Here is a 12,090-nt window from a genome sequence, read left to right as displayed (position 1 = left end):
ACCAACGACACCACGCCTGAGCTTACCGGTACGGTGAACGACCCGAATGCGGTTGTGGTGGTGACCATTGACGGTAATGATTACACCGCTACCAACAATGGTGATGGCACCTGGACATTGGCTGACAATGCAGTTGCTGCGCTAGCAGAAGGCAGTTACCCAACATCTGTTACTGCAACGGACGCCGCGGGTAATACTGTCACCAACACAGGTACAGTGATAATTGATACCACCGCGCCTACCGTTGCAATAAACGATCTAACCACCAACGACACCACGCCTGAGTTTACCGGTACGGTGAACGACCCCAATGCGGTTGTGGTGGTAACGATTGACGGCAACGACTATACCGCTACCAACAATGGTGACGGCACGTGGACACTGGCTGATAATATCGTCGCCCTGCTTGCGGAAGGCAATTACACGGCTGTGGTTACCGCCACAGATGCGGTAGGCAATCTTGCTACTGACACAGGTACCGTTGTTATCGATACCAGTATTGATGAAAACAATAACGGTCAGACAGTAACGTTCGACAGTATCTCAAACGACTCTGGGGTGGCTGGAGACTTTATTACTAGCGATAGCACGCTTATTTTCAATGGAACAGTTGATCTTGGTGACAATACTACCCTAACCGTTACCGTTGATGGCACATCCTATACCTTTGGCACTGACCCTGAACTTACCATTGATGGCAGCGGTAATTGGAGCCTTGATTTAACAGGCACAGCGCTAACAGCAGGTACCTACGCGGTGGTGGCAACAGTCACCGACGAAGCAGGTAACTCGGCGAGCACAGCAAGTCAGAATGTTGTCGTACAGGCTCTCGATGCTATAAACGACGGTAACACCGTTGATATGGGCGAACCTGTGGTTACTGTAAATCCACCGGAAACCACCAGCGACGTGCAGGTGATTGGCTTAGCAGAATCTACAGGTGGCGTGGATGCAAGCGCCTCCTTTACCGTTTCCCCTAACCATGTAGGTGAAGTGCTAGTAGAAGTTGACCAAATAGCACTGGTTGCTGTTGCCGATGCCTACATTGTTGAAGTGTATGACGAGAGCGGTCAACTTGTTTACAAAGGAGTAAGCGCAAACTCACAACTTGCCGATGTCGGTGGCCTAGACATTTTTGATGTTACCGGCGACGAGACCATTTCGTTCGCGTTAGCTGGCCTTGATGCTGGCAACTACAGTGTGGTGGTCCGCAATGATGAGAACTTACTTGAAGACTTGTTAGACAACGACAATAGTAACGATGTTAACCTTCAAGAACTTGGTTCAGCTGGTGTTGTACTTGGTCCAGACAATCAAGCTGTTGTTCTTGATACTATTGAAACAACGTTAAATACCGGCGTTTTAGGTATTCCAATTGGTACGGTTGGTACGCAGGTAAGGGGAGTACTAGAGACACTTCTGGAAGCTACCACAGTAATTGGCGCGGGCCAGCTTGTTAATTTACTTACCGCGCCTCTTGATGCAATTGGTTTAACTGGCTTCCTTGATGACATTCTAAGTGTCATTGCCGATGCATTGCTCAGCAATACATTAACCTTATTGCAAGACACTGATATCACCACCACATTAACCGAATACACTTATACGGGTGATTTAGTAGCCCAAGGTAACTTAATTGACGGTGATATTAGTGGCGTGGGTGCTGACACCATTTTAGACGGCGCACAAGTAACCCTGGTTACCAACGCCTCTGGTGATAGTGTGGCTGTTCCTGCTACTGGTACCGTTACTATTCAAGGTGACTATGGCGTACTGGAAATTGCTGCAGACGGCACATACACCTATACCGCCGATGGTGACCGCAGTACAATTGGCCAAGACGAAGTGTTTAACTACACCTTATCAGATGGTGAAACTTCTGATATTGCGGCACTTACCATCAACATATCTGGCAGCGACTTCCCGCCAGTAGTAGCCCAAACCGATAACAATGACATGGAGCTAGGTGCACAAACGGCCATTGTGAATGCACCAGTTAGCGACAGTGATTTCCAAGTGCTTGGCTTAACCGAAGGTTCACCAGCAGCGGGCTCGCCAGAGGCTAGCACAACGCTCACCGTTGATGCTGGTTTCTTTGGCGAAGTGGTTGTAGAAGTTAGCCAAACAGCGTTAGTCGCCGTCGCTGATGCGTATCGTGTTGATATTATAGATGCCGATGGCAACGTGGTCGCCTCAGCTATGACGCCGGACAATCCGTTAATAGGTGATGTAGCTGGCGTAAACCTAATCGGAGTAACCGGTGACGATACGCTGGTTGCGAAATTCTCTGGGCTACCTGCCGGTGATTACACCGTGGTTGTGCGCAATGATGAAAGTGCCCTTGAGACACTATTCGATCAAAATAGCGACGGCTCGATTACGCTGACGGAGTTAGGTGATGGTGGCGTAGTACTGGGTGAAGAGAACCAAGAGGTGGTGCTAACTGCTGTTGAGGACGCACTAAACGGCACTGAAGCCAGTATATTAAATGGACTTGGTTTGGGCACGGTTGTACGCAATCTTATTCTTGAGCCAGCCTTAAGCACCGCTGATACCATAGGCGCCGGCGACTTAGTGAGTACTATTACCACAGGGCTTAACTTATTAGGATTAGGCGCATTTGTAGATGCAGTATTAGATGAAGTCGCAGCAGCACTGCTCAGCAATACGGTTACTTTACTACAATCTACCGATATAACTTCAACACTCACTGAATATGCGTTTGAAGGTAGCACGACAACGTCGGGGAATGTTATTGATGCGGCTAACACAGGCGATGTAGCCGATAGCATTGCCGAGGGCGGCGTAGTGACACAAGTTACTCATACCAATGGAGAGTCAGTGACTGTATTGGGTACTGGTTTATCTGGCATAACCATTGAGGGTGACTATGGTAATTTAACTATATTTGAAGACGGTAGCTACACCTATGTAGCCAATGGCGTGCGCGACGGCTTAGGCAATACAGATAGCTTTAGCTACACCATTTCAGATGGCACGAATACCTCTACCGCCAATCTTAACTTTAACTTGTCAGGACAAGGGGTATCGGCAGACTCGGCACGTGCTGAATTGACCTATGATTTTGTCTCGGAAGCAGGCCCTAGTGAACTAGATGCGCTACAGCATGATTATCTCCTAAGTTTGTTTATTACAAGTTTTAGCGATGAAAGTGACCCTTTTAATGTTACTGCAAATACTACTCAAGATATCACGTTAAATGTAGATGCAGTGGGGTTAGTCTCATTAGGCTCTAGCATCACAATAACCGTTGAAAAGTTTATAAACGGAGCATGGGAACCCTATAGAGTGTTCCCCAACGATGAGCTTATCAGCTTGTTAGGTATTGATGGCGATACCGCACTTACTGTCAACGGATTAACCGAAGGACTTTATCGCTTATCAATGGACGGTACTGTTGCTGCTGGATTAGCCGGAAGTATTAGTGTAGACCTGTCTTCTACCATCAACTATCTTGACCAGTTTGAAGTTAGCGGCGTACAAACCGCCACCGGCAATCTGTTCGAAAACGATATACTGTTTGGCCCAACATACGACGTAACCGTTTCTACTGATGGAACAACCTTCCAAGATGCGACTGGCGGCATTACGTTAGTGGGTGATTACGGTACGCTGCAAATTGATGAAACTGGCGCATACACTTATACCCCGGACAACACGCAAACCGTATTTGGTGGGACCTTAACGGATACTTTTACTTACCGTATCGAATATCCAGACGGCACTATCGAACAGGCAGAATTTAACGTGTTTGTAACGGCATCTGGAGAAGGTGTACCAGAAGTGGTAATGAGCAGTTCATCTGAGTCTGTAAGCGCATCAGATAGCAGCGGCACCGTGGTTACTGACGAGCCTACAACACCTGACGTCATTGACCTAACAGGGCAAACGCTTCAAACAGTCGATCTAAACGCTGAAACTAGACTGATAACACCAGAAAACGAGCCTACTGCACCGCTTATGAGCGAGCCTTCAGCGATAACGGAGCCAGTAGAGAGTACACCAGATATCATTACGCTACCTGAAGACGAGGTAAGCACACTTGGTACCACTGTGGGCGATGGTTTTGGTGGAGGAGATACTATCGACCTGTCTGGCACTAAGCTTGATACGGTTGATATTGGCGGTCCTGTGCCCACCGCGCCGGACGAGGGTACAAGCCCGCTTTCGCCTGAGCTTTCTACACCAGAAAGTACAGCGCCAGAACCTATCACTTCCGGTACAGTACCAGAAGACACAATCACCCTTCCTGAAGAAGGCGATATTGTTACTACTGGGCCTGTCACTGAAGTGACGCTTGATGTTGTGGACATTGACCTTCCTCCGGAAGATTTGATTCTTCCCTCAACAGAGCCTACTTCGACTGACTCAGGTTCTGAGAGCGTTTCAACGACGAGTTCAAGCGACTCAGCAGTTGACACAACTAAAGAAAGCGGAAGTGACGTGGGCGCGACATCTCCTACCGAGTCAGAGGTACTGAAAACGGCGATTGATAAACTTCCACCTACGGATATTTAAAATACGCTGACCATAGCCAAAGCCCTCGTATCTACGAGGGCTTTTTATATGCATTAGAAAACCAGGCCACGGGCTCATTACTTTCACGTCAATGACAGAGACATTCTTCTCATAGCGCTGCACCTCGTTGACAAAGGGTTTCGTATTTTCCCGAACTACGTATAATAAAACTCCCTACGCATTAGGTCCCCATAGTTTAATGGATAAAACAAGGCCCTCCTAAGGCTTAGATGTTGGTTCGATTCCAGCTGGGGACGCCATTAATTGCGCAACGTTTCTGCTTTTTAGTAAAGATGCTTATACACACCGTCGCCTGTAATATTGAAGAATTTATTATACTTTGGTTGTAATTTAGCCAATTTAAGTAATACTCTTCAAAACAGGAGAGCATTATGACTTTCGATTTCCCCCCACCTGATAACGCTGATAGTTGTGCCGAAACAGCTGAGCAGTGCCCATTTTCTGAAGAAGAGTGGGATGCTATTGAAGCTTTAGCGGAACCCGGTGCCATTTACTAAACGATGATTTTTGGAATTTAATCCCCACTTTATAATTACACTGCAATCGACGGTGCTGCTGTTCGTTGCGCCCGGTGATATATCGAGCGGTTATGCTCCATAGACCAACGGGGCAGAAATAGCGTATAAAAGATAGAGAAGTAGCTTATACGGGGATTAATATGAGCCAATTTGAAAACGACGATATCGATTCGTTTTTTGCAGAAATGCAAGATGTAAAACCAATCGCTTCAGATGATAAGGCTTTATTACACGATCCTGAAAAAGCGCTCGCTGAAAAACAAAAAAGAGCGGCTAGGCAGTTAGGCGTCCGCGAAAAACTCGCTAACCCACTGAGCATGGAAGGTGTGAAGCCGGTACCCCCTGATGATTTTATACACTTCCAGCAGCCCGGTATTCAAGACGGTGTTTTTAAAAAACTTCGCCTTGGTAAATATCCATTAGAGGCCAACGTAACACTTTCAGGAAAAACCTTAGAACAAAGCCGAGACCTGATTTATAGCACCATTAAATCTAGTCACGAACGCGGGGTTCGTGCACTGCTCATAAAACATGGAACAGGTGAAAATAGCAAACCCTTTCCCGCTTTGAAAAAAAGTTATGTTAACCATTGGCTAAGAGAACTAGACGAAGTCATTGCCTACCATACGGCTCAACCGATGCACGGAGGCTTTGGTGCTACATATGTGCTTTTGAAAAAACATCCGCAGCAGAAATTAATTAACAGAGAAAAAAATAAGAAAGGATAAAATGAGAGGCAATAACTCGTTGAGTCAGCTTTGCTTTTTTGGGCTTGTCTTTAGGTGTAGCTTTTAGGCTTTTCTCATGAAGCGCTATATGCTGAACGTTTTTATTGTCCCCTAATGATTAACGCCCGTATCAAGCAACTTGATACGGGCGTTAGAATTTTTCTTTCAGACTACTTAACTGAAGACTGCACACTTAGCGTTGTTGGAGCTTCGGCAGACTTCGCAGATGTGCTAAAAACAGCAGTTACGAACATCAGCACTACAGCTACAGCCACTCCGGTTAAGCCAAACCCTTTAGAAGAACGATTCATCGGTCGTCTCTTATTATTTAAACCAGCCGGCACATGCCTTTCACTGGTACAACCCTAACTCAACTCCTGTAACCTAATTGCATTCCTTGCTTGCACTACAATAGATCAGTGACAAACTGATGACAAGGGCAAAAATCAGATTTTTGACACTTTGCCAAAGCTTTGACACCTATTTATGGTATGAACGTTTATTAAACAGTATTTTTTCGAAAGATAAACAGGGGTTTCCCCCTGTTTTTATCGAACTAACAGTGCTTTGTTACCCAACAAATTTACGGGCATTTCTGAAGATACGCATCCACGCACCATCTTCTTGCCAATCGTCTGGACGCCACGAGTTTGCCACGGCTCTGAATACACGTTCAGGGTGCGGCATCATGATGGTGCTGCGTCCGTCTAGTGAAGTTAGACCTGTGATCCCCTGCGGTGAACCATTCGGGTTTGCCGGATATTGCATGGTTGGCTTGCCGTAGTTGTCTACGTAACGCATCGCCACCTGCGCGCCTACTTGTGACAGCGCGTTGTCATTGGCAAATTCAGCCTGACCTTCACCGTGCGACACAGCAATAGGCATACGCGAACCTGCCATGCCATCAAGCAGCACAGACTTAGACTCCATCACTTCGACCATTGCAACACGAGCTTCAAATCGCGCCGACTGGTTGGTCACGAAATGTGGCCAATGCTCAGTACCTGGAATCAGTGATTTAAGGTTCGATAGCATCTGACAGCCGTTACACACACCTAAGCTGAACGTATCGTTACGGTTGAAGAAGCCTTCAAACTGGTCGCGAGCCATGCTGTTGAACAATATAGATTTCGCCCAACCTTCACCTGCACCTAATACATCGCCGTAAGAGAAACCGCCACAAGCCGCAAGGCCCGCAAACTGTTCAAGAGTAATGCGACCCGCCAACACGTCACTCATGTGTACATCAATAGCATCAAAGCCTGCACGGGTAAATGCAGCCGCCATTTCTAGATGCGAGTTTACGCCCTGCTCTCTTAATATCGCCACTTTTGGCTTAACGCCTTTGGCAATATAGGGCGCTGCTACGTCTTCGTTTACATCATAAGACAACGCAGCATGCAAACCTGGGTCGGCAGCATCTTGCTTTGCCGCGTGTTCTTGTTCAGCACATTCAGGGTTATCACGCAGTTTCTGCATTTCAAACGTGGTTTGTGCCCACGTTGTACGCATTGATACGCGGCTATCTGCAAGTACAGCAACGCCACCGCGACTAAACTCAATCATGTCGGTGCTATTAAGCGTACCGATATCGTGAGTCAATTCAGTTAAACCGAATTCAGTCAGTACTGCGTTAACGGCATCCATATCGCTTTCAAGCACTTGGATTACGCCACCTAGTTCTTCATTGAACAATACGGCAATGTCGTTTCCAACTAGGCTATCAAGGTTAATGCTTACACCTGTTTTACCAGCAAAGGCCATTTCAGCAACGGTGGTAAACAGGCCACCGTCTGAACGGTCGTGATAAGCACACACCAAGCCTTTTTCAATTAACGTCTGCATTGCGTCAAAGAAGGCTTTAAGGCGATTTGCAGAGACCACATCTGCTGGGCTATCACCAAGCTGAGTATAGACTTGTGCCAGGCAGCTTGCGCCCAAGCGATTTTTCCCTTCGCCCAAGTCGAGTAGCAGCAAGCGGCTTGCGCCTTTGTCTGTACGTAGCTGAGGCGTTAGGGTTTTGCGAATATCTTTTACTGCGCCAAAGGCAGAGATAACGAGTGATAGCGGAGAAGTCACCGCTTTATCTTCACCGTTTTCATTCCATGCGGTTTTCATCGACATAGAGTCTTTACCCACAGGAATGGTTAGGCCAAGCTCTGGGCAAAGCTCCTCACCCACTGCTTTAACCGCTTCATAAAGACCCGCATCTTCACCTGGATGTCCAGCTGCTGCCATCCAGTTTGCTGACAGTTTAATGCGCTTAATATCGCCGATGTTTGCTGCGGCAATATTGGTTAACGCTTCACCCACAGCAAGACGTGCAGACGCGCCGTGCGATAGTAACGCGACAGGCGTACGCTCACCCATCGACATCGCTTCACCGTGGTAGGTGTCAAACGCTGTTGCAGTAACCGCCACATCTGCCACTGGCACCTGCCATGGGCCTACCATTTGATCGCGACTTACAAGGCCGGTAACCGAACGGTCGCCAATGGTGATAAGGAAGGTTTTCTCTGCCACGGTAGGCAAAGATAAAATGCGATTTGCTGCATCACTTAAGGTAATGCCTGCCTCGTTTAGCGCTGGCGAGCTAACCTTGGTCGAGCTTACGTCGCGGTGCATTTTAGGCGGCTTGCCTAAAAGTACATCAAGAGGCATATCGATAGGTTTGTTGTCAAACTGGCTGTCGTTCAGGTTGAGGTGCTGCTCGGCAGTGGCTTCACCAACCACAGCAAACGGCGCGCGTTCGCGGGCACAAATTGCTTCGAACACTGGCATATTTTCAGGCGCGACAGATAAAACATAGCGCTCTTGGGATTCGTTACACCATAGCTCTAAAGGTGTCATACCTGGCTCATCTGACAATACTTTTCTAAGTTCAAAGTTACCGCCGCGGCCACCGTCATTAACCAGCTCAGGCAGTGCATTTGAAAGACCACCTGCGCCCACATCGTGGATAAACTGGATAGGGTTGTTATCCCCCAACTGCCAACATGCATCAATCACTTCCTGACAGCGACGCTCCATTTCAGGATTATCTCGCTGTACTGAAGCAAAGTCTAAGTCTTCGTTTGATTGGCCAGATGCCATTGATGAGGCTGCACCGCCGCCAAGACCAATGTTCATTGCAGGGCCGCCAAGCACAATAAGCTTAGCGCCTACCGTAATTTCGCCTTTTTCAATATGCTCGCGACGAATATTACCTAAACCACCAGCTAACATAATAGGTTTGTGATAGCCGCGCACTTCAACACCGTTGAAGCTATTGACTTCTTGTTCAAAGGTACGGAAATAACCCAGTAGCGCAGGACGACCAAATTCGTTGTTAAACGCTGCGCCACCTAGTGGGCCTTCAAGCATAATATCAAGGGCGCTTACAATGCGCTGTGGCTTGCCGTATTCGAATTCCCACGGCTGTTCAGCACCAGGAATACGTAAGTTAGATACGGTAAAACCAACCAAACCCGCTTTAGGTTTTGAACCACGACCAGTAGCACCTTCATCACGGATTTCACCACCAGAGCCTGTTGCCGCACCTGGGAAAGGTGAAATTGCCGTTGGGTGATTATGGGTTTCTACCTTCATCAAAATATCAATATTTTCATGATGGTATTCGTATTGGTGTGACTGCGGGTTCGGGAAGAAACGACCTGCTTGCCACCCTTCCATTACCGCTGCGTTGTCTTTGTAAGCTGAATACACGTGATCAGGTAACAACTCGTAGGTGTTTTTGATCATTTTAAACAGCGACTTTTCTTGGTCCTCGCCGTCAATGGTCCAGCTAGCGTTAAAAATTTTGTGACGACAGTGTTCAGAGTTTGCTTGCGCAAACATATAAAGTTCAACGTCAGTCGGGTTTCTGCCTAGCTTAGTAAAGCTATCAAACAGGTAGTCAATCTCATCATCAGCTAAAGCAAGGCCTAACGACACATTTGCATTAACTAGCGCGTCTTTGCCTTCGCCTAATACATCTACACTGGTAAAAGTATTGGCTTCGGTATGTGAAAAGAGTACCGCAGCTTCATCAGTATTGGTGAACACTGATTCGGTCATTCTGTCGTGTAAGAAACTAGCGATAAGCGCAAAATCATCTTCACTCACACCGTTTTCTGTTTCTATATAAAACGCACAACCACGTTCTATGCGGTTGATATTTTTTAGACTGCAGTTGTGAGCGATGTCGGTGGCTTTAGAAGACCAGGGAGAGATAGTGCCGGGGCGAGGAGTAATGAGGAAGAAGGTTCCAGAAGGGGTTTGTGCTTGCCTCGCGGGGCCGTAAGTGAGCAGCTTCTCGAGTATCTCTATTTGCTGCTTAGACAAATCACCTTGGGAATCGACTAGGTGAACATATTCGCTATATAGGTTTTTAACCCTAACGCCGGATTGACCCAGCTTTGCAATCAGTTTAGTTTGGTTAAACTCTGATAGTGCAGGAGCGCCTCGAAGGACCAACATATTGATTTACCTGGTTTGTTAGAAACAACGACCACCAATGCGACGCGTTGCCTCTTGGATTGATGAGTATTTCGGCGCGGATTATAGAGTAATTATGCGCAGTAAGTAACCTCATAACGCGCTTACATGAACTTTTTTTTAAACTTAGATGGTTTAATGACAACAAGTAAAGGTCTATGCAGTCACAAGACTATAAAAAACGATTAAAACTACAATTAATAATCATATTATCTATTGCTGTTATAAGTTGTGGCGTTCCTTCCGTACCCACTGCCCTTTCTTCATTGTTGGAACGAGAGTCGATCCGCGTCGGAACTGTTTATGGTGCAGGAACATTTTATAACGGCGCAGAGGGGCCGCAGGGTTTTGAATATGAACTGCTGGCAGGATTTGCCGATTACCTTGGCGTGACGCTCGACCTTTACCCCTTCTACAGCTATGAAGTCATGTTAGAACAGTTAGAAGAAGGTAATCTGGACATTGTCGCGACAGGCGATGCGGTAACGCCTTCACTTAAAAGTCGTTTTGCGTACGGTCCAGCCTACCAGCATGTTCAGCAAGAACTCGTCTTCCAAGCAGGGACATCGAGACCTAGAGACTTATTAGAACTTGATGCCCCTATTGTTACTGTGGCAGGTAGCAGCCAAGCTCACTTACTGTCTAATTTATTAGACGAGGTAACCGACCAAGCAAGTGATGGTGAAAGCCCAATAATAAAAACCCAACTTGTTACCACCGAAGATTCTGACTCCGAAGAACTGTTGCAACAAGTTGCCAATGGCGACATTGCTTATACGGTAGCAGACAGCAACCGTCTAGCCCTTCAGCGCAGGCGATATCCTAACTTAGCCGTGGCAAAAACCCTTAATGAAGATATGCCGATGGCGTGGGCGCTCCCATTACATCAAGATGACTCAGTGAAAGCAGCGCTGATTGAATATTTTGGTACTGTACATCAGTCAGGCTGGTTTACGGTGTTAGAAGACAAGTACTTTGGCCATATTCGCCAGTTTGATTACGTCGACAGTCGTGCGTTTAATTATGCCGCCGAGACAGCACTTGCCCAATACAAACCCTTATTTCAACAGTATGCAGGTGAATTAGACTGGCGACTGCTTGCGGCCATGAGTTATCAAGAAAGTCACTGGGACAGTGACGCTATCTCAAGAACTGGCGTTCGCGGTCTAATGATGCTCACCATGGATACGGCAAGTGACTGGAACGTAGATGACAGAACCGATCCTGAACAAAGCATTCGCGGAGGCTCTCGTTATTTTGCCAGTTTGCTCAATCGCATACCTGCGCGAATTAGCGAGCCAGATAGAACCTGGATGGCTATGGCGTCGTATAATATCGGTATGGGCCATTTAGAAGACGCACGCATTCTTACCGAGCAACAAGGTGGCAATCCAGACCTTTGGGTAGATGTAAAGCGTCGCTTGCCACAGCTTAGGCAAAAGAAATATTACCGTACTACTCGCTATGGCTATGCAAGAGGCGATGAAGCGTTACAGTATGTAGAAAATATTCGTCGTTATTATGACAGCTTAGTATGGTTGGACGAACAAGGAAAAATTTGACGCAGTTCACCTTGCTTCTCTCTTGAAAACTGTCATTTCGATGTCATCTTTGTACTGTACCCTAAAAAGAAGTTAGTCAGACACTGACTTACTTTCTCAGTAATAATTATTTTCTCAACGATGACAAGCTCTAGAAGAGCTGCAGCTCTTAAATGACAACATCTCTCGAATAACGTGAGACTTGTTCAAATAAAGAGAGCTGCGCACGAAGGAAGAAAAGTGGTCACGAAAAACATAAAGTGGCCA

Annotated in this window: 6 protein-coding genes and 1 tRNA gene; 5 read left to right on the top strand and 2 right to left on the bottom strand. The window is 46.8% G+C overall.

Annotated features, from left to right (window positions below):
• The 4 genes from QVA83_RS08410 to smrA form a co-directional block, all read left to right on the top strand.
• Positions 1 to 4,539 (top strand): beta strand repeat-containing protein (locus tag QVA83_RS08410; RefSeq protein ID WP_287498351.1); only part of this gene is annotated, 4,539 nt, incomplete at its 5' end.
• 185 nt (positions 4,540 to 4,724) lie between these two features.
• Positions 4,725 to 4,799: transfer RNA gene (locus QVA83_RS08405), tRNA-Arg, on the top strand.
• Positions 4,800 to 4,931: 132 nt separating this feature from the next.
• Complete coding sequence (locus QVA83_RS08400; RefSeq protein WP_014948577.1) at positions 4,932 to 5,057, top strand: hypothetical protein; 126 nt, start codon at positions 4,932 to 4,934, stop codon at positions 5,055 to 5,057.
• A gap of 161 nt (positions 5,058 to 5,218) precedes the next feature.
• Complete coding sequence (gene smrA / locus QVA83_RS08395; RefSeq protein ID WP_014975863.1) at positions 5,219 to 5,806, top strand: DNA endonuclease SmrA; 588 nt, start codon at positions 5,219 to 5,221, stop codon at positions 5,804 to 5,806.
• Positions 5,807 to 5,976: 170 nt separating this feature from the next.
• Here smrA and QVA83_RS08390 read toward each other — a convergent pair whose 3' ends face one another.
• Positions 5,977 to 6,117, bottom strand: coding sequence for a hypothetical protein (locus tag QVA83_RS08390; protein WP_162889815.1), 141 nt, complete (start codon positions 6,115 to 6,117; stop codon positions 5,977 to 5,979).
• A 259-nt stretch (positions 6,118 to 6,376) separates the two neighbouring features.
• A complete protein-coding gene (gene purL / locus QVA83_RS08385; RefSeq protein WP_287498350.1) occupies positions 6,377 to 10,264 on the bottom strand; it encodes a phosphoribosylformylglycinamidine synthase in 3,888 nt (1,295 codons plus the stop codon).
• A 176-nt stretch (positions 10,265 to 10,440) separates the two neighbouring features.
• Between purL and mltF the strand changes: the two genes are divergently transcribed.
• The gene (mltF, locus tag QVA83_RS08380) at positions 10,441 to 11,844 is read left to right on the top strand and encodes a membrane-bound lytic murein transglycosylase MltF (RefSeq protein WP_061094420.1); all 1,404 of its coding nucleotides are present in this window, start codon (positions 10,441 to 10,443) and stop codon (positions 11,842 to 11,844) included.
• The last annotated feature ends 246 nt before the right edge of the window (positions 11,845 to 12,090 follow it).

The sequence above is a fragment of the Alteromonas sp. AO-Serp genome (assembly GCF_017849675.1).
In the GTDB taxonomy this organism is placed as follows: domain Bacteria; phylum Pseudomonadota; class Gammaproteobacteria; order Enterobacterales; family Alteromonadaceae; genus Alteromonas; species Alteromonas macleodii.
Note: the sequence above shows the minus strand (reverse complement) of the source record. Positions and strands in the feature narration are given on the sequence as shown.

Excerpts from the sequence above, each read along its gene's own strand:
- QVA83_RS08400 (WP_014948577.1), top strand. The coding sequence starts at position 4,932 with ATGACTTTCGATTTCCCCCCACCTGATAACGCTGATAGTTGTGCCGAA.
- smrA (WP_014975863.1), top strand. The coding sequence starts at position 5,219 with ATGAGCCAATTTGAAAACGACGATATCGATTCGTTTTTTGCAGAAATG.
- QVA83_RS08390 (WP_162889815.1), bottom strand. The coding sequence starts at position 6,117 with ATGAATCGTTCTTCTAAAGGGTTTGGCTTAACCGGAGTGGCTGTAGCT.
- purL (WP_287498350.1), bottom strand. The coding sequence starts at position 10,264 with ATGTTGGTCCTTCGAGGCGCTCCTGCACTATCAGAGTTTAACCAAACT.
- mltF (WP_061094420.1), top strand. The coding sequence starts at position 10,441 with ATGCAGTCACAAGACTATAAAAAACGATTAAAACTACAATTAATAATC.